Below are 20,154 nucleotides of genomic sequence, written 5' to 3'. Positions count from 1 at the left end.
ACACGCTATAGACTGGTTTTTCGGTTAATAGTCTAAGGATTTTGGTTAGATGGCTCAGATCATGACGGCAACTACCTTAATAACGACAGCAATGGCCGTCTCATTGCTGATCGCAACGCCCATGGCTAACGCAGCCACATTTAATACCGACGACGTCAGTACCCATGATCATTGGCACTCCATGACGCTCTCACTGGGAAACGAGCGCCACTACCGGGCGGTGGAAGCCCACAGCTACTCAGACGCGACGCTGAGCCTGAACGCCACGCCGGGAGTATGCGATTTACCCTGGCTGGAGATGCGCGTCACCCTTGAGCAGCAGCAGGGGGAGAGCCGGGCGGTTAATCTGGTGCCTACTCGACTACGCGTCGATGAGCAGCCCGTCATCGACACCATGGCCGAATTTATCACCGAGCGCGGCGATGACGGGTTTTATGCCCACTTTTATTTAAGCGACTTGGAATCCCTGATGGCCGATATGCGCCAGGGCGAACAACTGTTTCTCGGCTTTGACCAGGAAGAGCGCGAGCCTTGGTATATGACCTTTAGCCTGCAAGGCGCTGACGCCGCGATTAACCGAATGATGACGCAGTGTGAAAGCCACGGGGCGGCCACTCAATAATTCAATAAAGTATGAATTATTAAATTGACATCACGGGCTCTAGCGCCATTTCGACGCGGTTGCGTCCGCCATGCTTAGCGCGATACATAGCGTCGTCGGCCCGTGAGATAATGGTTTTGCAGCTGTCCCCCGTCTGCCAAACGGCAACCCCAATACTCACCGTAATCCTTTGTTCAAGCCCTTCTATACGCAGCTCTGCGACCAGCGAGCGCAGTCGTTCGGCCAGGCCAATAGCGGCGTCAATATCCGAGTGGGTCGCCAACACAATAAACTCTTCACCGCCCCAGCGGCCCAGGTGGTCGCAGCCACGCAGCGCGTTTTCAACTAAGCGTGCAAGGGCCACCAGCACATCGTCACCCACGCTATGGCCGTGGGCATCGTTGATCTGCTTAAAGTTATCCACATCAAACAACAAGAGGGCGAAGGCGGCCGCGTAGCGCTTGGCGGCCACTAGCTCGGCATTGATCGCCTCTTCAATGCGGTACCGGTTCCACACCTTGGTGAGGGGATCAAAATGGGCTAATTGCTCCAACCGCTGGTTGGCCTCGGCAAGAGCTTTACGCTCGTGCTCCAGGTGCATATTCAGCGAGCTAATTTCATAGGCTGAAATGGCCAGCGTCAGGTCTTCACCCAGGTCGACCGCCGCTAAGCGCTCTACCCGCTGCCAGGCTTCGCTCTTACCCACCACTTCCTCATGCCAAGCAACCGACGGGGTCACGAGCGCCACCGGTTGAGGATGGGTTGCAGGCTGCATCGCCCAATACAGCGTTTCCACCTGCTCGGGGCGAAAAAATATCAGCCAGGCGCGCTGAGTTGAGCTCATTGGCAGCGGCACCGCCAAGGCTCCGCACTGCTCGGGCATGGCCAGCGAAGCGGTTAACGTCTCTTTGGCGATTTCGCGCGTGCACCAAGGCCCGCTATGCACGTGGGCTCTTTCCAGACGTAGCACAAACTGGCTAATGGCTTCTGGGGTCGGCGTCATGCCTGCTTGATAAGCGCCGCCATTCACCCATAGCACTACACCATGGGCGCGAAACAGCTTCATCCAGGTAGCCGCCTGCTCCTGGAGTAGCTGCTGGGGGCTTTGTGGCTCGCTACGCGCTCGGGTACTCAGTGCCAAGCTATCCTGAACCCGCTGCAGGTAGCGGGCTTCTTGTCGCGCCCGGAGCAGCAGTAAGCGCTGGGTGGCCATCTGCACCAAGGTACGAACGGCATCACGTGCCGACGGCTCAACCGAGTGCGGCGCGGCCGAGTGGCAAAACACTAGCCCCCATAAGCCGGTATCACCCTGCATTGCCAAACTGAGTGAGCCGCGTACCCCCAGCCGGTTTAAATAGCGCTGCCGTTCCGGGGCAGGCGCGCGTAAAAAGCTGCCACTAAGGCTTGCTCCCGAGTAGGCGGGCGTCAGCGTTTCAGGCGGCGCATCGACGTCTTCAATTAACCGTACAGGGTAGTGTTGGTAACTTTTGCGCAAGGCAGCTGGGAAGTCGCTGGCGGGAAAGCGCTGCCCCAACAGCGAGGGCAGCTGTTTTCCTAGCGCTTCGGCAACCATCAAACCATGCCAATCGCTATCAAAATGGCACACCGTCACGCGATCATGGCCGGTAAGCTGTTGAATCGCGTTAACCAAGGAGTCGAGCAGCTCTTCCTGATGGGTGGCTTCCGCTAAGCGCATCAGCCGCTCATTGACGGTGCAGAGCAAGCGGCGCTTACCCTGGGGATTTAGTGGTTCAATCTCGACGATAACCTGCTCGCCTACCCGGTAAGCATGGAGCTGAAAACGCACGTTGCTATGCTTGGAACGAATAAACACTAGCGGGCCGGAAAGCCGCTGCTGCCCGTGCATTTCGCGACGCACCCGCTGGCTTAGCCGTTTCCCCAACACACAGCCAAGGGTGAGCTGCCCATTTTCAGGGCGCTCAACACCGGTTAAGCGGGTTAAGTTAGTGCTACTGGCTTGGATGCGTCGACAATCAGCATCTAATACCAGCAGGGCACCAAACGACTGCAATCGCGGGTGGTACATGGACACAAACGTGGCCTCGCAATCTATTCACCCTCGACCTGCTGTCTTAGCAGCAGCTCTACGCGCCGGTTGGCAGCTCGCCCATCCGCGGTTGCGTTCGGTTCCATGGGTTGGGTATCGGCATATCCGACGGCCCGCATACGTGAAATATTGAACCCTTGGCGCTCTAAGTGCCTCACCACGGCGATTGCCCGCGCTGATGAAAGCTCCCAGTTCGAGGGGAAGCGAGCCGTTGAAATCGGCACGCTGTCGGTATGCCCCTCCACCGATATCTGGCCATCAAAATTCGTCAGCACACCGATAAGGCTTTCAACCACGCCTCGCCCTTGGGGGGTTAGTACCGCTTGGCCGCTGGGGAATAGCAGGCTGGTATCAATCCGCAGCGTCACCCCTTCGCGGCCTTGCGAAACGCTGACTCCAGGAATATCAAGCCCGTCAAACTGCGGCTGCACCCCAGCGTGGCGGGGCTGAATCCCGGTGGCTAGAGACGCCAGCGGCAATGATGATACCGCGCTGGCCGAACGCATGAAAGCAGTATCAGCCGCTTCACCGCCGCCCGGCGGCGTCAGTGAAAGCAGCAGTACAAAGAGCGTGATCAGCAGCGTCAATACATCCAGATAGCTGGTTAACCAGCCCTCTTCACCATCGCCTGGCGACGGCGTCATTTCCAGCGCGTGGCGTGTATCGCGGTCTAGCATCGGGCCTACCCCTTGGCCGCCGAACTCACCGACGAGTCAGGCCTGGGTTTGACGCTGTTATCACGAATTTCATCGTGGTAGTTAGCCACAAAGGAGTTGAGTGTCTCTTCGATAAACGACGGCAGGCGACGCTTGGTAATCAGCGAAATACCTTCCAGCACCATGTTCATGGTAATCAGTCGCTCTTCGGTGCGGCGCTCTAACTTCACCGCAATCGGTTTAAACACTAAGTTGGCGAGTAAAATGCCATAGAAGGTAGTCAGCAGGGCCACCGCCATGCGCGGCCCAATCACCTGCAAGTCGCCTGCATCCATGACTTCCAGCATATTGACCAGCCCTACCAGGGTACCGATCATGCCAAACGCAGGCGCATAGGTGGCCATGGTGCGAAATATTTGTGCCTCGGCATGCTCACGCGCTTTAAGGCGGGCGATGCGCCAGCGCAACATGTCAAAAATTTCGTCCTCTTTGGTGTTGGCGATCACCAGTTGGATCCCGGTGCGCAGAAACGGATTGCGGGTATGCTCCAACTCGCGCTCGACCGCGCGCACATCGCCTTTAAACCACAGCCGTGACATATCGACCAATTCGCGGATATCGTCACGCATATAGGTATTTTCGCGCCGAAATACCAAGCCCACCAGCCGTACGACACGCAGCACCTCTTTCAGCGGATAGCTGATAAAGGTCGCCGCCAGGGTACCGGTCACCACGATGGCCAGACCCGGAAAATTGATAAAGCTTTCAGGGGACTCTGCGGTTAAAAACAGCACGCTCACCAACAGCAGTATGCTGGCAAATATGCCTATCAGCGTCGAAGGATTCATCCACGGCTCCTTGCCGGTCACAAGTGAGTAAAAAGAGGTGTTATGCCGAGTCGTGTAAGCGAGCGCGTAAACGACTTACGGCCTGGCTGTGTAGTTGAGAAACGCGTGACTCCGTTACGCCCAACACAGCCCCTACTTCCTTGAGGTTGAGTTCTTCTTGGTAGTACAGCGCCATAAGCAACTTTTCACGCTCTGGCAGCGCTTCAATCGCATCAATCAGCGTTTGCCGCTGCTGTCCATCCAGCAACTGCTCGAACGGTGAATTGCCCAGTTCATGACTGATAGGCTCGCCGCCATCGGCGACTAGCTCTTCAAACGGCAATAGCTGGCCGCTGTTGGTGTCGTTAAGGAGCTGCTGATAGTCGCTCAGCGGCATCTCTAGGTGGTGAGCAATTTCGTGCTCTTCCGGCGCTCGCCCGAGCTGCTGCTCTAATTGGCGAACGGCGCGGTCAACCGCCCGCGCTGAGCGGCGTACGCTGCGCGGCAGCCAGTCGCGGGTGCGCAACTCGTCCATCATCGCACCGCGAATACGTTGACTGGCAAAGGTCGCGAAGGTGGCTCCCTGGGTAGCGTCGAAGCGCCCCAGCGCTTCCAGCAGCCCCACCATCCCGGCTTGAATAAGGTCGTCGAGCTCAATACTCGCTGGCAATCGAACCTGTAGCGTCAAGGCCTGACGTCGCACTAATGGCATGTATTGAGTCAACAGCTCATTTTGTTTAATTCTGCCCTGTGCTGTGTACATATTCTCGCCTCGCGGCTATCCAGCCTTCACTGATAATTCACAATCATTTGCAATCCCTGCACCCGAACAGGCCGCTGACCTGGACGTAAGGCGAAGCGAAAATGCAACGGCGCATCGGCGTCTCGTCCCGCTAGCGCGGTAGTAGAACCCCGCATACCCGTTAACGCAACGCACTGCTCAGGATGGCACAGCCAAGCGTTTAAGTGCGCACTGGGGGGGTAGTGAAACTGCCACTGTATACGCCCAAGCTGGCCTGACTGCAGGCTGGCGACGTCGGGTGGGGTGGCCGCCTGACTACTGCTTGCCCGATCACTCATCGCCACCATCAGTCCCGGTATCTGAGTGCTCCAGCTACCGGGCGCTGCCTGGGCGCTCCCCGTTAAACCTGCCCATAGACACCCTGTCAGCAGCGCCGCGATCAACGGCAGCCGCCCTGTTAACGGCCAGCTTAGCATGCTTGGTCTCCTTGGCAGAGTGCGCTCATCGTGCAAGTACCAGTAACTCCATATTTAAGTAGTAATCAGCAGCCTCACGCAAGTTATCGAGTAGCCCCTGGCGCGGCAAGTGCGGCTCATGGAGTGCCAGCAAACGACGCGGCCCACCACCCTCATGCAACTGGCGCAACGTACGGAACATGGTCGCAAACGCATCGGCATCGCTACTAATCCACAGCGCCCAGCGGCTGTATTGGTCGCTCAGTTGCGCAAGCTCAGACGTTTCCGCCATGACGATGCGAATATCCCAGTCATCAGGCTCACCGGCCCAGTTTCGACCTAGCGTTGACCACTGCCCCAGACGTGCTTTGACCTTACTCACCTGAACTACGCCGCGACCGGGCAGCCCAACTACTATAAGCGGAATTTTGGGCCTGGGCGGCGCCACCGTCCTGGGCTCTTCCAGCGCCGCTCGCGTCGGCGTTGATAGGGGTGAAACGTGTTCGGCCACAGGTTCTGCCGCCGCAACATCAACCGCCCCCTCAGCCTGCTGCTGTTGGCGCTGCAGGTTTGCCCACTTGCGCAGTCCCGAGGCTTGATCTTGTTCGCTCACGCCACACCCTCTCGACTCACACTGCCCATTTGACGAATCGCATCCCGCGCCATAAAGGCGTAGACCAGCGCATCAAGCATACCGGTATCGCGGCGGCGACGGCTGGCGCCTAGTAGGTTGAGCAGATCGCCGCGCAGCGTCTGCGCCTCCTCATCATCGGCAACATCGAGATGCCCAGCGACCGACGCCACACCGCTGGCCATTAACAGCCGTACTTCGGCATTGAGATCACCGCTATCGGCCTCTTTTAACTGCTGCCACGCGCGCCGCGTCAAGGCGGCCAAGCCTTCACTTTGCAGCTGTGTTAACAGTAGCGAGAGCACCTCAGCCCCCAGCCGTGCAGGGGTTAGCCAGTAGCGGCGCGCTACCACTTTGGCACTTTCCGGGTCGCGCACTTCCCCGTACCAGGCGAGCAGCGCAGTGCCACTGGCGTCCTCAACCTCGGCGTAGACCGTCCAAAGTTGCACCGATTGGCCACGAAAACGCACGCCTACATGATGCGTTAGCACACTGTCATCAAACAACTGACGGAGGGTCTGGCGCTCATGGTGAAAGAGTACCCTATGACTGGGGGCTACTTGGCTGACCCAGGTCAAATGCTCGGCTTCCAGCCAGACGAGCGCCTCCGGTTCGGGAAAGCGCGGCAGTAGGTGTACCGCGACGCCGGTTGACTCTGACAGCGCGGCTAAGCGCGGCTGCCATCCCGCGACGTGGCGATGCTGCAGCCAGGGTAGCGCCAGCCAGGCGCCATCTGTGTCCAGCCCTATGTCCGGCATTGCCCAGTCGCAGCCGCGCTCATTGCGCCGCGCCGACCACGCCATCCCTAAGGTGGTTTCCGCCGCGGGATAGCCGGCGAGCAGTGCGTCCAAACGCTGTTCCTGCACACGGCTCGGCAGCGAGGCTAGGTTCCAGGTCTCTTCTAGTTCTGCAAAACCGGTGACGCGTTGGCGCAGCCTCGCCAGTAGTGATGACAAGCGACGCCCTTGGCCCAGTACATCCCGGGACCAGCGCGGCATTGCCATCGGGGCTTCAGCACTGTGGGCCCGTTCACGCTGCGGCGTTGCCGTGCTTAGCGCCTGATCGACTAAAGCGTCGGGAGTGGCAATGGCCATATCTTCGGGCACCTGCTGGCCATTGGAACCAAACAGCACACGCATCCCGTGACGCATAATAATATCTAGCACTGGCGCCAGCCGCCCCGCTTCATCCTGCTTGGTAATAATACAGTCATCGAGCTCTGCGCCCGCCGCTCGCGCGGCTTGGCGATAGCGCAGCACGACTTCTTCGAGGGTTTCTGGCTGGCTGGCAGCATTCAGCAGCAATACCAAGCGCACTCGCGAGCGTCCGCCCTGGAGGTGGGCGATCTGTTCAATCACCCGCTGGTCACGCTGACTCATGCCCACGGTGTCGATAATCACCCACTGCTTGCCCTGCAAGCGGCCCAGCAAATCGTCGATGGGCTGCTCGGCATCCAGCGCGTACATCGGCGTATCCAGCAAGCGCGCATAGATGCGCAGCTGCTCGTGGGCACCAATCCGGAAGCTGTCGGTGGTCACCAGCGCCACCGGGCGCGTACCGTGACGCATCACAAAACGTGCCGCCAGCTTGGCGGTGGTGGTGGTTTTCCCTACCCCGGTCGGCCCCACCAGAGCGACAATGCCGGTTTGATCAAAGAAACTAGGCTCATCGCTCAGCACGCAGAGGCGATCCATTAACTGCTGACGCAGCCACTGCAGCGGTGCTTCGCTATCGCTGTCTAACCGGGCTAATGGTTCGGGCAACCCTGCCAGCAGTTCATCGGCAAGCTCGCTGCCGAAACCGACGTTCCATAGCAGTTGGCGCAGTCGCGCGGCCGTTCCGGTGGGCGTTGCTGGCATTGGTGAAGCAGCAGGGGCTGGCTGGCTATTTGCTAGCAGCGCGCGCATATCCTGCATTTCGCGCAGTAAGCGCTCACTCATCGCCTGCATGGGGTCTTGCGGCGGAGGTGCTGTCGGCGTTTCGAGAGGTGCGGGTTCCGGTGAAGGTTCAAAGTGGTCGATGGCTTCATCCGCCATGGCCAAAATTTCAACGCCCCCTTCGGTACGCCGATTAGCCACAATCAAGGCGTCTTCACCGAGCGTTTCGCGCACTTGGCGCATCACATCACGACTGTTGGCTCCCACGAAACGTCTAACGCTCATGATTTACCTTTTGTCTGTTCTGGAAATGGTCGACGCTAGCCTATCACGGCGGGCCATCATTAACGTCCGCCGACTATTGTGGTCACTCTTAATGTGCGGTCATCGGGAATTTCAGCCTGCGACAACACTGACATATGGCGTAAACGGCGGCGCAAAAAGCGTGATAGTACCGCGCGCAGCGAATGCTGCACGACCAGCACCGGCGGTTCGCCGGAACTTTCGTGACGCTCCAGCGCTTGCTGCGCCTGGGTCATCAGCGTCTCTGCCAAGCCAGGCTCCATGGCGCCGTTGCCGTTCATCGCCTGCACCAGCACCTGTTCCAGTTGGGCATCCAGTCCCATCACATTGAGCGTCTCCTGCCCTGCAAACCACTGCTGGACAATCGCACGCCCCAGTGAGACTCGCACCAGCGCTGTCAGCTCGTTAGGATCTTTTTGCTGGGCGGCGTACTCCGCCAGGGTATCCAGAATAGTGCGCATATCGCGAATAGAGACATCTTCGTCAAGCAGGTTTTGCAAGATACGCTGCAACACCGTCAGCGAAATAGCCTTGGGAATCACCTCTTCGACCAATGCTTTTTGATCATCGCCCATTTTATCCAGCAGTTTCTGCACTTCCTGACGCCCCAGCATTTCGGGTGAGTGGCGGTGCAACAGGTGGTTCAAGTGGGTTGCTATGACGGTGCTGGCGTCCACCACGGTGTAGCCATACACCTGAGCGTGTTCGCGCTGGTTGCTATCAATCCAAATGGCGGGTAAACCAAAGGCGGGATCCTGGGTATGGGTGCCCTGCAGCTCGCCGGAGACCTGCCCCGGATTGATCGCCAGCCACTTGCCGGGCTGCGCCTCGGCGCGACCAATTTCGGCGCCTTTCATTGAAAGCACATAGGCGTTAGGCGGCAGCTCCAAATTATCGCGGATATGCACCACTGGCGGCAGGAAGCCCACTTCCTGGGCAAACTTCTTCCGCACGCTCTTAATGCGCCCCAGCAGCTCACCTTTTTGGCGTGAGTCGACCAGCGGGATTAAGCGATGGCCCACTTCCAGGCCAAGGGTATCGACCAGTTGCACGTCTTCCCAACTCGCTTCGGGGGTCTCTTGTAACGGTACAGGCGCAGTCGCAATTTCCTCCTTGACCAACAACTGCTCTTTTTGGCGCATAATAAACCATGCCAAACCCGCCAGCAGCGCGGTAAAGAGTAGAAACACTAAATTGGGCATACCGGGCACCATGCCCAGTAGCCCCATCACGATGGCGGCCAATATCAGTACCTGGGGATTAACGAATAGTTGGCTGAGCATTTGCTGGCCAATATCCTCGTCCGTGTCGGTACTCACCCGGGATACCGTGACACCCGCCGCGGTGGAAATCACCAAGGCGGGAATTTGCGCCACCAGGCCATCGCCGATCGCCAGCAACATATAGGTCTGACCAGCAGCGCCAAAGCTCATATCGTGCTGCAGCATGCCAATCATCAGCCCGCCGATGATATTGACCACCATAATCACCAAACCGGCAATGGCATCACCCCGGACAAACTTACTGGCACCATCCATCGAGCCAAAGAAATCAGCCTCTTGAGCGACTTCAGCACGGCGCTTTTTGGCGTCTTCCTCGCCGATTAAACCAGCGTTCAGGTCGGCATCGATGGCCATCTGCTTTCCGGGCATCGCATCCAGGGTGAAGCGCGCACCGACTTCGGCAATACGGCCAGCACCTTTGGTGATAACCATAAAGTTGATGATGACCAGAATCAGGAAGACCACTAGACCCACAGCAAAATTACCGCCGACCAGGAACGCCCCGAATGCTTCAATGACCTTACCCGCAGAGGCGCCGCCTTGGTGACCTTCCATTAACACCACACGGGTAGAGGCGACGTTGAGCGACAGGCGCAACAGCGTGGTAAACAGCAACACAGCGGGAAATGCCGCAAAATCCAGCGGCTTCTGGGTAAACATGCTGACCATTAACACCATAATGGCCAGGGCAATATTGAAGGTGAAGAGTAAATCGAGCGCGAAAGGGGGCAAGGGCACAATCATCATGCCCAAGATCATGAGGATGAGCAGCGGCCCGACCAGCAGCTTCATGCGCACATCACTCATCCAGTCGCGCCGCCCTACTAGCTGACTCAAGCCTTTCATGGTTGCGCCTCATTACCACCGGCGTCATGCCCGGGGCTTTCCATCTCCGGCGGAACCGGCAGGTTATCGGGGGTTGGGGGCACCTCGCCTCCTTGTTGTGATACTTGCTTGAGGCGGTAGGCCCAGGCCATTACTTCCGCCACCGCGGTATACAGTTCGGCAGGTACTTCTGCATCTAGATCGACGTGATGATACAGGGCCCGCGCCAATGGTGCTGCCTGCAAGCGAGGCACGCCTGCCTCTTCAGCGATTTCGCGAATGCGTGCAGCCACTGCGTCGGCGCCTTTTGCCACCAGCCGCGGGGCGCCCATACTGCCTTCCTGATAAGTCAGTGCTATCGCATAGTGCGTGGGGTTGGTAATGATAACGTCCGCCTCGGGTACCTTGCTCATCATCCTACCCCGCGCCATGGCCTGCTGCTGCTGGCGAATGCGCGCTTTCACATGCGGGTCACCTTCGGACTCTTTATGCTCACGCTTAATCTCTTCCTGGCTCATGCGCAATTTCTTGGCATTATCCCAGAGCTGGAAAGGGACATCGATCAAAATGACCACGATCAACACCAGCACCATTAGCCCAGCCGCCTGAGCGGCCATGCTTAAAGCGTTGGTAAGCGCTTGCTGGATAGGCTGATCCATTAGCGCCATAAATTTGCCGATGTTGAAATACAAAAACGTCGCGGCGACGCCACCCACCAGGACTGACTTGGCGATAGCTTTGGCCAACTCAATCAGCGCCTGGGTTGATAAAATTCGTTTTACGCCCTTAATGGGATTTAACTTGGAAAATTTGGGCTGCATCGATTTTCCCGATATCAGCCAGCCGCCCATCAGCCCTGGGGCGACTAACGCGATAACGGCTAACAGCAAAAATAACGGCATCATGGCAAATAGCGTGCGCTGACCAAGATCCAGCGCATTGGCCAGCATCGGTGTGCTTTCCATTGCTTGGCGACGCTCAAACAGAAAAGCCTGCTCCATCACCGCGCCCAACTGGTCATAGAGCATATTGCCCATGCTATACAGGCCAATCACCCCGCCCAGCAGAAGTAAGAAAGTGTTTAACTCGCGGGAACGGGCAACTTGGCCCTCTTCACGGGCTTTTTCCTTCCGCCTGGGCGTGGCCTCTTCGGTCTTTTCCTGGTCGCTATCGTTATCTGCCATACGGTTATCCGGCCAGGTGAAGCGAAGCGTATCACGTATTCAGCCGTCCATAGGGACGGCTGAATAGCGTGCTTGTGCGCCCAGAGGGCGTTTAATAACGCGCTTTAAAAGCCTAATTCATCCAACAAATCGTCTACTTGGTCTTGCCCAGAGACGGTATCGGGGACATTATCCTTCACTTGCGGCCCATTCAAAAGCTCTTCGTTGCGCCGTGCACTGTCGTTTTTCCACTGATCCTCGGCCTTGCGCTGCAGCGTTTCTCGTGCATGGGCGCCCGGCGCGTTATCAATAAGTACCTGCACCAGCTGATGTTCGATCTCATGGATCACGTCCATCATCTTCTTAATCACCTGGCCGGTCAGGTCTTGGAAATCCTGAGCCATCATGATTTCCATCAGCTCTTTATTGGTCGCTGATACCACATCGGGCACATCGCTGAGATAAGTGCGTGTCTCGACGACTAACGCCTTGGCCTCATCCAGCTCTTTCGGCGCCTCAAACCACTCGGCCCAGCGCTTATCCAGCGCTTCCGCTCGGTCTGACAATTGATCCTGCAGCGGCTGCGCACGGTCAACGGCATTGAGCGCTCGATCTGCAGCCTGCTCCGTCATGGTGGCGACATAGTGCAGGCGGTCGCGTGCATCAGGGATGGCTTCAGCCGCTTTTTCGATTTCTTTATCTAGCCCCAACTCGCGCATGTTTTCGCGCAACATGCGCGTTAACTTACCGATGCGATGAATTAGGTCTTCAGCGGCTTGTTCGGATTCGGACGATTGGGCAGAATCGGACTGCTCATTCTGGCTCATAATGTTGTCTCCTCGTTAACCAAGCACATGGGCTCAGTCACTCACATACCCAATTTATCGAAGATCTTATTGAGCTTCTCTTCCAGGGTAGCGGCAGTGAACGGCTTGACGACATAGCCGTTAGCACCCGCCTGAGCAGCCGCAATAATGTTCTCTTTCTTCGCTTCTGCGGTCACCATCAACACGGGCAGGTCTTTCAAGGCATCGTCTTGGCGAATCTCCTTGAGCATCTCCAGACCATCCAGGTTGGGCATGTTCCAATCGGAAACGACGAACTCGAATTTGCCAGCGCGCAGCTTATTAAGCGCATCCTGACCATCTTCTGCTTCATCCACATTGGTGAAGCCCAGCTCCTTAAGCAGACTGCGCACAATCCGACGCATGGTGGGAAAGTCGTCTACAACCAGAAAGCTCATATTCTTATCTGCCATGGGTCATCCTCTAATCAATCCGTATATGGCTCGGGGGTGACTGGAAAGTACAGTCAGGGGGTTAAAACTGTTCTGCAAAACCGTTCTTCAAAACTGTTCTTTAAAACTCTTCCCACTCTTCGTGGTCGCTACGCTTAGCGGCAGGTTGACTCGCTTGCTGCTGGGCGGCCCTGGGCGCAGGCATAGCATGGGTAGTTGGCGATGCGGCAGGAAGCACCTGACGCGACGCCTCCTGCATACCTAACAGTTTAAACACGGCGACAGCTTGCTCCAACCGGTTAGCTTGCTCCTCAAGCGAGGCGGCCGCCGCAGTGGCTTGCTGAACCAGCGCGGCGTTTTGCTGGGTGACTTGATCCATCTGGCCCACGGCCTGACTAACCTGCTCAATGCCGTCACTCTGCTCTTGGGAAGCGGCCGAAATTTCATCCATGATATCGGTGACTCGGCGCACCGCAGTGACCACATCCGACATTGTGGTACCGGCCTGCTCAACCAGGGTAGAGCCTTGCTGAATTTGCGTCACCGAGGCATCAATCAGGGTTTTAATCTCTTTGGCAGCATCCGCGCTACGGCTTGCCAGATTGCGTACTTCTCCTGCCACCACCGCAAAGCCTCGGCCTTGTTCGCCGGCACGCGCGGCTTCTACCGAGGCGTTAAGCGCTAAGATATTGGTTTGAAAAGCAATCGAATCAATCACGCTGGTGATATCAGCGACTTTTTTCGAGCTAGTGGAAATGCCGTGCATGGTCTGCACCACTTGCGCAACGACGTCCCCACCGCGCTCTGCCGTGGTAGAGGCATCTGCGGCCAAAGTGCTGGCCTGGCGGGCATTGTCGGCGTTTTGCTTTACCGTCGCGGTCATCTCTTCCATGCTGGCTGCGGTTTGTTGGATCGACGCCGCCTGCTGTTCAGTACGCGAGGAGAGATCCGCATTGCCGCTGGCAATTTCGCGGGTACCGTGGTGAATCTCGTTGCTACCTTCGCGCACCCGACTAACGATATTGGTGAGGTTCAGCTGCATGGTGCCCATGGCGCCAAACAAACGGCCTATCTCGTTTTTACCGGCTTCCGGTACGGGATCGGTTAAATCGGCATCGGCAATCGCATCCAGGCGCTGAATAGCGCCTCTGAGCGGCGCAATCACCGTACGGCGCAATCCGAAGTAAATAATCAGGGTCAACAATAGGGCAAAGACCACCACAGCCAAATTGATCATGGTAAACAACTTGCCCTGGGCCTGCGCGTCAGTACGAATGGTTGCTACCCGCTGGAAACCGTAAGTTACAAACGCAGTCATACTGGTAGCCATGCTACTTAAGGGCTCAACCAACTCATCGCGCAGGTTGTTATAGCTGGTTAAATCCATATATTCGAAGGTTTCATGCTGCTGTTTAACCAGCCCCATGACCGTATTAAAATCTTCAATCAGAGCGTTTGCCAATGCCTCACCTTGCGGAGAAAATGAATTTGCTGCAAAGCGCTCAAAACGCTCCTCCGCACGCGCAATGCGATCACCCGCGGTATCGACCTGCTCATTGGATTGCCGAGTCTGGCCCACCATTAGGTAGTTGGAGGCAGTTTCCATCGCCAGCATGGCCTGATTTAACAACGAATCGGCACGGTTAATCTCATTTAACTGCGCATCGCTGATGCTGCTCAGCGTCGCTAAATTATTTTGTGAGTTGCGATCTGAGACAACGGTCAAACCTGCAATCACTAAAATCAGGGCGACAAAGCAAACGAGCGCCACCACTACAGCGGCATGAATACTCAAATTGCGCAGTAAACGATTCATTGGAAATTCCTTTGTAAGCTTATTGAAGTTTTTATGTCTAGTTTTTAAGCTAAGCTCTGATGAATTGCACTACACACGCTGGGCGCGGCCAGAAGCGGCAATCAACGCCATCATCCGCGAGGGGATATCATCCAGTGACACCACTTCCACTGCCCCGCCCACAGCGATGGCTTCTCGCGGCATACCGAAAACCACACAGGACTGCTCATTTTGGGCAATGGTGGGGGCGCCCGCTTGACGCATCTCAAGCAGCCCTGCCGCGCCGTCCTTACCCATACCGGTCAGAATTACGCCGATGGAATTTTTACCGGCGTGCTGCGCCGCTGAGTGAAATAGCACGTCTACCGACGGCCGATGGCGATTGACCGGCGGGCCATCATCTAATCGCGCCACGTAGTTAGCTCCACTACGTGCCAACTTGAGGTGCTGATCACCTGGGGCAATGTAAGCGTGCCCCGGTAGAATCCGCTCGCCATCACTTGCTTCTTTAACGGTAATCCGACACAGCCGGTCTAAGCGCTCGGCAAATGAGCGGGTGAAGCCGCCGGGCATATGCTGGGTAATCAAAATCGCTGGAGCGTTAGCGGGTAACGGTTCCAGCACCGCCCGAATCGCTTCGGTGCCCCCCGTAGACGCGCCGATAATGATTAGCTTCTCACTCGATACTAACGGGGCTTTCAAGGCCGCAGGCGGTGGCGTATTTTTATGCCGTGCCTGGCGGGGCCGTGAGCGCGCCGCGGCGCGCAGCTTTTCGGCAATCTCGTCGGCGTATTCCATCATCCCATTGCGGATTCCCAGGCTTGGCTTGGCGACGAAATCCAGCGCGCCGAGCTCAAGGGCGCGCAGAGTGATCTCCGAGCCACTTTGGGTGAGCGACGATACCATCAGCACCGGCATAGGGCGCAGGCGCATTAAACGCTCAAGAAAATCCAAGCCGTCCATACGTGGCATTTCCACGTCGAGCGTTAACACATCAGGATTGTGCTGCTTGATCAAATCCCTGGCGGCAATGGGGTCAGGCGCGACTGCGACGACTTCCATGTCGGGCTGGGAGTTAATAATTTCTGTTAACAAATCGCGAATTAGTGCCGAATCATCGACACACAAAACTTTGATCTTGGCTGCGCTCAAAGCACGCCTCCTCTTGCTGTAGACGCCTGATGTGTGATTGCAACCGCCGGAGCCACAGCGCCTAAAGCGATCATAAAGACACGATAATTGTTCATTTCTTGGCCAGGTTATAGACGGTCTGACCACGCAGTTTGAAGGCGTCACTGATGTACGAGAAGTTTTCTGAGTGACCTGCAAACAGCAAGCCATCGGGTTTCATCAGTGGCGCAAACCGCTTAAGAATTTTTGATTGTGTATCTTTATCAAAATAAATCATGATGTTTCGACAGAACACCGCATCAAAAGGGCCTTTAATTGGCCATTGCGGCGCCAGTAAATTAAGTGGCAAAAACTCGACCAAGGCGGATACTTCCGGGCGCACCCGAGCAAAGCCCGCATGGTTACCGGTACCTTTTTGAAAAAACCGTTTTACCCGCGTCTCATCGAGCTTACGCACCTGCTCCAAGGGATAAACACCAGCGCGTGCTCTGGCTAAGGCATCGGTATCAATATCGGTGGCAATCACTTTGGCTTGCGACGCTTTAGCGCCCAGCGTTTCCAGCAACGTCATGGCCAGCGAGTAAGGCTCCTCACCAGTGGAGGCAGCCGAACACCAAATGGTGACCGGGTCTTGCTTGTTCTTTATGTGCTCTGCCAGCAGCGGAAAATGGTGCGCTTCACGAAAAAAGGCCGTGAGGTTAGTAGTCAGCGCATTGGTAAACGCCTCCCACTCTTTGGCCTCTGGCTGACGCTCCAGGCGTACCAAATAATCAGTAAAGCGCGTCATACCGTGGTGGCGTAGCCGCTTTGCTAAGCGGCTATAGACCATTTCACGCTTATGCTCAGCCAGCACGATACCGGCGCGCTGATAGATCAGCTCGCGGATGCGGGTAAAATCCGCATCCGTCAATACCAGATCGCGTTCGATCTGACTGCCCGATGTCCACTGTCCAGCATCTAAAGCCCGTTCACGTTGTTCGGTCAAAACTCTTCCCACTCCTCTGCTGAGGATACTTGCCGTTTAACGGGCGGATTTGGCGTGGTAGCGCTAGGCAGTTGGGCAGCGGGTTTAGATGCTGTTACCACCGGCGGACGTAACGCCCCCTGACTGTTTAATCGAAACGCTTCCACTGATAACGCTAATAGCCCCGCCTGCTTCTCCAGCGAGACCGCCGCACGTGCGGTTTCTTGAACCCGTACGGCATTGCGCTGGGTGCCTTGATCCATCTCTGCGACTGCCTGGTTAACCTGGGCAATGCCATGGCTCTGCTCTTCGGAGGCGGCCGAAATCTCGTGCATGATTTGCGTCACACTGCGCGCTGCTTCTGCCACTTCGCTAATCGCCGCTTCGGCTTTGGTCACCAAACTGGCACCCTCGCCAACTTCACGGTTAGAGCCATCAATCAGGCCGCGAATTTCTTGAGCGGCGCCAGCACTGCGGCCCGCTAGATTACGCACCTCTTCAGCCACCACGGCAAAACCACGCCCATGTTCACCTGCCCGCGCCGCTTCTACCGATGCATTCAAGGCCAGAATATTGGTCTGAAAGGCGATCGAATCGATCACATTGATAATATCAGCCATCTGTTGAGAGCTTTGCGTAATCCGCTGCATATTGTCGACCAACTGCGCCATCAACTCGCCGGTATTGGTTACCTGGATAGCATTGTTATCGGCTAGACGACGGGCTTCTTGAGCGTTTTCACTGTTTTGCCGCACGGTAGCGGTCATTTCTTCCATGCTGGAGGCGGTTTGTTGCAAAGAGGCCGCCTGCTGTTCAGTACGTGACGACAGCTCTTCGTTGCCGCTGGCAATGTCCTGGGCAGCCGGAGTGACCACATCAATACCGCTTTTTACATCGGCGATGATGCTGCTGAGGCTTTTGCGCATAGTATTCAGCGAGTCTATTAATTGACCCACTTCATCACGTCTCTGGGCGGGGACTTTAGCGGCCAAATTACCGCCAGCAATTTGCAGCGTAAAACCTGCGGCACTTTTTAGCGGCCTGGTAATCGCCCGCAGGGTAACCATGCCGATCAAGATAAGCAGCAGCAAACCAATTCCAAGTACTATGGCTTGAGCGCCCAGCATCGTGGTTTGACCTTGCCGAGCGTCAACGGCCATGGCCTCAGCCGCCTGCTGCTTCTGGGCAATCAGTTGATTAACCATGCCTGACAGGATGCGGCCATCGCTGGTCATGACGCTAATCACAGCATCGAGACCGGTAAAGGCTTGGTAGGTCTCTTCTGCCTGAAGCACGCTGGCCGCCTGGCCCATGCCGTTCTGCAGGAAGGTCTGTAGCTGCTGGTCAAACTCGGTGGCAAGCTCAGTCGCATTGACCTCACGGGAATAGTACTCCTGCCACACCTCAGCAACCTCTGCTGCGCTCTCCTCAATGCTTTCACCCATCTCGAAGCGTTGGTTTATCAGCTCCATACGCTCTGGCTCAATCATCGTTTGGCGGGTTTGGGCAATGGTTTGGTCGATTTGCTGCAGGCGAATAACGTCACGCAGGCCATCGTTGTTCAGTTGGCCCAAACGCTCGCCAGAGACATTCAGGCCATACAACCCTAGCCCACCGCTAATTAACAGCAGCAGTCCTGCCACAACAATCATGCCGACCAACTTGGCACGAATGGTATCCAGGCGTACCCGAGCCAAACGCTTGATCACCCCTTTCTGACGCAACCGACCTTTATCCAAATAGAACCGCTTATTGCGGCCTTCGCGTATTTCAGCGTACGCCTGCTCCGCCTGCGCAATGGCTTCGCGACTTGCCTGCACGCGCACCGAGGTGTAACCCACGACTTGGCCATCTTCGATAATCGGCGTCACACTGGCGTTAACCCAGTAATGGTCGCCATTTTTACAGCGGTTTTTAACCAGCCCGCGCCACGTCTCCCCCGTCTTAACGGTTTGCCAGAGGTTTTCAAAGGCTGCTGGCGGCATATCTGGGTGGCGTATCAGGTTATGCGGCGCGCCTATCAACTCCGCGTGTTCAAAGCCGCTAATATCGATAAACGCAGGGTTAGCATAGGTGATGCGCCCCGTGGTATCGGTACGCGAAACTAAAAAGTCGTCCTCTTTTAGCTCAATTTCACGCTGAGAGACTGGCTGGTTATTACGCATAATCTACCTTTTTATAATGTTTTATTTTTTAGAAAAAATTTGCCTGCCCTACCAAGCAAATCAAAACGACGCCCACTCTTCTGCCTCTTCCGCTGGTTGTTTATGCCTTGCCGGGAGACTCGGCGTTGTCGAAGATATTGCCGCCGCTGGCACCACAGCCGGTGAGCGCGGAGTTAAAGCTTCAGTGACCCGAAAACGCTCTACGGCCTCGCGTAAGCGGCCCGCTTCGCTTTCGAGCTCATTGGCACTTCGCGCGGCCTGCTGAACAAGCTGGGCATTTTGCTGCACCACTTGATCCATTTGCGCCACCGCCTGGTTTACCTGACCAATGCCACTACTTTGTTGCTCAGAAGCTGCGGCGATTTCATCCATAATATCGCTAACGCGCTGAACAGCGCCCACCAGGTCTTGCATCGTTTGACCGGCTTGATTGACGCGCTGGGTGCCGGTATCCACCTTACTGAGCGAGGTATCAATTAGCGTACGGATCTCTTTTGCAGCAGCGGCACTGCGACTGGCTAAACTGCGCACTTCCTGGGCCACCACGGCAAACCCCCGGCCATGCTCACCGGCACGCGCCGCTTCCACCGAAGCATTCAGCGCGAGAATATTGGTCTGAAACGCAATATTATCGATAACAGTAATAATATCAGCGACTTGGTGCGAGCTTGCACTAATATCCTGCATGGTGCTCACGATTTCACCGACTTCTTCACCGCTGCGACGGGCCGTCAGGGTCGCACTCCCGGCCAGTTGGCTGGCTTGGCGCGCATTTTCAGCGTTATGACCCACCGTGGAAGCTAGCTGCTCCATGCTGGAAGCCGTCTCTTCTAACGAGGTCGCCTGCTGCTCCGTGCGCGAAGAGAGGTCGTTATTGCCACTGGCAATTTGTTGTGAACGCTCATAAATCGACGTGCCGCTGGTGCGCACAGTGCCTACCGTCTGCGAGAGAGAGGACTGCATATGTGCCATAGCGCTATAAAGCCGCCCGATCTCATTGTTGCCTGGAGAGGTGATCGCCTGGCTTAAATCCCCCTGCGCCATGCGTTCAAAATAGCCCACCAAGCGGTCTAGCGGGCGCAGCACATTGGCCGTCACCCCCCAGATCACAACGATAACCGTAGCGATGGTCATCAACACAATGCCAAGCAGTGCCCAGCGAATCGTCGCGGCAAACGCGCTGAAAGCGGCTTGCTGCGCCTGGACATCGTCCGATGCCTGCACAATTGACGCCCCGTGATGCAGGGCATAAAGGCCGATACCACTGGCAATTAAGACAAGTACCGAAAGCGTCGCTAATACCAAGCCCCAACTTAAGCGCACTGTCATATTATTCATTAATTGCCGCATTCGCTGTGTCACGCCCTTTTCTCCACGCACAACCGACACTCGCAAGCACTTTCCATAGCGCACGAATGCATCATTAGGTGA

Annotated in this window: 17 protein-coding genes; 1 reads left to right on the top strand and 16 read right to left on the bottom strand. The window is 56.5% G+C overall.

The window, feature by feature from the left end:
• The first annotated feature begins 49 nt into the window (after positions 1-49).
• Entirely contained in the window at positions 50-622 is a 573-nt protein-coding gene (locus tag U738_RS16790) for a hypothetical protein (protein ID WP_035582627.1), read from the top strand.
• 19 nt (positions 623-641) lie between these two features.
• On the opposite strand, the gene U738_RS16785 is transcribed toward U738_RS16790, so the two are convergent.
• The 16 genes from U738_RS16785 to U738_RS16710 form a co-directional block, all read right to left on the bottom strand.
• Positions 642-2,648 (bottom strand): sensor domain-containing diguanylate cyclase, encoded by a 2,007-nt coding sequence (locus U738_RS16785; RefSeq protein WP_081899123.1) that lies wholly within the window; start codon positions 2,646-2,648, stop codon positions 642-644.
• A 23-nt stretch (positions 2,649-2,671) separates the two neighbouring features.
• On the bottom strand, positions 2,672-3,346 hold the full coding sequence (locus tag U738_RS16780) for an OmpA/MotB family protein (RefSeq protein WP_035582622.1): 675 nt from the start codon (positions 3,344-3,346) through the stop codon (positions 2,672-2,674).
• 5 nt (positions 3,347-3,351) lie between these two features.
• Positions 3,352-4,173, bottom strand: coding sequence for a motility protein A (locus tag U738_RS16775; protein ID WP_035582620.1), 822 nt, complete (start codon positions 4,171-4,173; stop codon positions 3,352-3,354).
• Between the two features lie 40 nt (positions 4,174-4,213).
• Positions 4,214-4,915: an RNA polymerase sigma factor FliA gene (locus tag U738_RS16770; RefSeq protein WP_035582618.1), complete on the bottom strand. Its 702-nt coding sequence runs from the start codon at positions 4,913-4,915 to the stop codon at positions 4,214-4,216.
• A 26-nt stretch (positions 4,916-4,941) separates the two neighbouring features.
• A complete protein-coding gene (locus U738_RS16765) occupies positions 4,942-5,370 on the bottom strand; it encodes a flagellar protein FlhE (protein ID WP_035582616.1) in 429 nt (142 codons plus the stop codon).
• A 25-nt stretch (positions 5,371-5,395) separates the two neighbouring features.
• Positions 5,396-5,962 carry a hypothetical protein gene (locus U738_RS16760; protein WP_035582614.1) on the bottom strand — a complete coding sequence of 189 codons (567 nt, stop codon included), beginning with the start codon at positions 5,960-5,962 and terminating at the stop codon, positions 5,396-5,398.
• Positions 5,959-8,142 carry a flagellar biosynthesis protein FlhF gene (gene flhF / locus U738_RS16755; protein ID WP_035582612.1) on the bottom strand — a complete coding sequence of 728 codons (2,184 nt, stop codon included), beginning with the start codon at positions 8,140-8,142 and terminating at the stop codon, positions 5,959-5,961. Before flhF ends, U738_RS16760 begins: the two co-directional genes overlap by 4 nt.
• A gap of 59 nt (positions 8,143-8,201) precedes the next feature.
• A complete protein-coding gene (gene flhA / locus U738_RS16750) occupies positions 8,202-10,289 on the bottom strand; it encodes a flagellar biosynthesis protein FlhA (protein ID WP_035582610.1) in 2,088 nt (695 codons plus the stop codon).
• Positions 10,286-11,452: a flagellar biosynthesis protein FlhB gene (flhB, locus tag U738_RS16745; RefSeq protein WP_035582609.1), complete on the bottom strand. Its 1,167-nt coding sequence runs from the start codon at positions 11,450-11,452 to the stop codon at positions 10,286-10,288. Before flhB ends, flhA begins: the two co-directional genes overlap by 4 nt.
• Before the next feature lie 104 nt (positions 11,453-11,556).
• Positions 11,557-12,258, bottom strand: coding sequence for a protein phosphatase CheZ (gene cheZ / locus U738_RS16740; protein WP_035582607.1), 702 nt, complete (start codon positions 12,256-12,258; stop codon positions 11,557-11,559).
• A 41-nt stretch (positions 12,259-12,299) separates the two neighbouring features.
• Entirely contained in the window at positions 12,300-12,689 is a 390-nt protein-coding gene (cheY, locus tag U738_RS16735) for a chemotaxis response regulator CheY (RefSeq protein WP_022520923.1), read from the bottom strand.
• A gap of 100 nt (positions 12,690-12,789) precedes the next feature.
• On the bottom strand, positions 12,790-14,484 hold the full coding sequence (locus U738_RS16730) for a methyl-accepting chemotaxis protein (RefSeq protein ID WP_035582604.1): 1,695 nt from the start codon (positions 14,482-14,484) through the stop codon (positions 12,790-12,792).
• Positions 14,485-14,553: 69 nt separating this feature from the next.
• Complete coding sequence (locus U738_RS16725) at positions 14,554-15,615, bottom strand: protein-glutamate methylesterase/protein-glutamine glutaminase (protein WP_035582601.1); 1,062 nt, start codon at positions 15,613-15,615, stop codon at positions 14,554-14,556.
• A 91-nt stretch (positions 15,616-15,706) separates the two neighbouring features.
• Positions 15,707-16,579 (bottom strand): CheR family methyltransferase, encoded by an 873-nt coding sequence (locus tag U738_RS16720; RefSeq protein WP_035582598.1) that lies wholly within the window; start codon positions 16,577-16,579, stop codon positions 15,707-15,709.
• Complete coding sequence (locus U738_RS16715) at positions 16,576-18,723, bottom strand: methyl-accepting chemotaxis protein (protein WP_035582595.1); 2,148 nt, start codon at positions 18,721-18,723, stop codon at positions 16,576-16,578. The genes U738_RS16720 and U738_RS16715 overlap by 4 nt, the downstream gene beginning before the upstream one ends.
• Positions 18,724-18,783: 60 nt before the next feature.
• Complete coding sequence (locus tag U738_RS16710) at positions 18,784-20,061, bottom strand: methyl-accepting chemotaxis protein (RefSeq protein ID WP_231896772.1); 1,278 nt, start codon at positions 20,059-20,061, stop codon at positions 18,784-18,786.
• Positions 20,062-20,154 lie beyond the last annotated feature (93 nt).

Source organism: Halomonas sp. TG39a, assembly GCF_000744395.1.
GTDB classification, from domain to species: domain Bacteria; phylum Pseudomonadota; class Gammaproteobacteria; order Pseudomonadales; family Halomonadaceae; genus Vreelandella; species Vreelandella ventosae_B.
The sequence above is the reverse complement of the archived record's forward strand: the minus strand, read 5'-3'. Positions and strand labels throughout refer to the sequence as shown.

Excerpts from the sequence above, each read along its gene's own strand:
- U738_RS16790 (WP_035582627.1), top strand. The coding sequence starts at position 50 with ATGGCTCAGATCATGACGGCAACTACCTTAATAACGACAGCAATGGCC.
- U738_RS16785 (WP_081899123.1), bottom strand. The coding sequence starts at position 2,648 with ATGTACCACCCGCGATTGCAGTCGTTTGGTGCCCTGCTGGTATTAGAT.
- U738_RS16780 (WP_035582622.1), bottom strand. The coding sequence starts at position 3,346 with ATGCTAGACCGCGATACACGCCACGCGCTGGAAATGACGCCGTCGCCA.
- U738_RS16775 (WP_035582620.1), bottom strand. The coding sequence starts at position 4,173 with ATGAATCCTTCGACGCTGATAGGCATATTTGCCAGCATACTGCTGTTG.
- U738_RS16770 (WP_035582618.1), bottom strand. The coding sequence starts at position 4,915 with ATGTACACAGCACAGGGCAGAATTAAACAAAATGAGCTGTTGACTCAA.
- U738_RS16765 (WP_035582616.1), bottom strand. The coding sequence starts at position 5,370 with ATGCTAAGCTGGCCGTTAACAGGGCGGCTGCCGTTGATCGCGGCGCTG.
- flhF (WP_035582612.1), bottom strand. The coding sequence starts at position 8,142 with ATGAGCGTTAGACGTTTCGTGGGAGCCAACAGTCGTGATGTGATGCGC.
- flhA (WP_035582610.1), bottom strand. The coding sequence starts at position 10,289 with ATGAAAGGCTTGAGTCAGCTAGTAGGGCGGCGCGACTGGATGAGTGAT.
- flhB (WP_035582609.1), bottom strand. The coding sequence starts at position 11,452 with ATGGCAGATAACGATAGCGACCAGGAAAAGACCGAAGAGGCCACGCCC.
- cheZ (WP_035582607.1), bottom strand. The coding sequence starts at position 12,258 with ATGAGCCAGAATGAGCAGTCCGATTCTGCCCAATCGTCCGAATCCGAA.
- cheY (WP_022520923.1), bottom strand. The coding sequence starts at position 12,689 with ATGGCAGATAAGAATATGAGCTTTCTGGTTGTAGACGACTTTCCCACC.
- U738_RS16730 (WP_035582604.1), bottom strand. The coding sequence starts at position 14,484 with ATGAATCGTTTACTGCGCAATTTGAGTATTCATGCCGCTGTAGTGGTG.
- U738_RS16715 (WP_035582595.1), bottom strand. The coding sequence starts at position 18,723 with ATGCGTAATAACCAGCCAGTCTCTCAGCGTGAAATTGAGCTAAAAGAG.
- U738_RS16710 (WP_231896772.1), bottom strand. The coding sequence starts at position 20,061 with ATGAATAATATGACAGTGCGCTTAAGTTGGGGCTTGGTATTAGCGACG.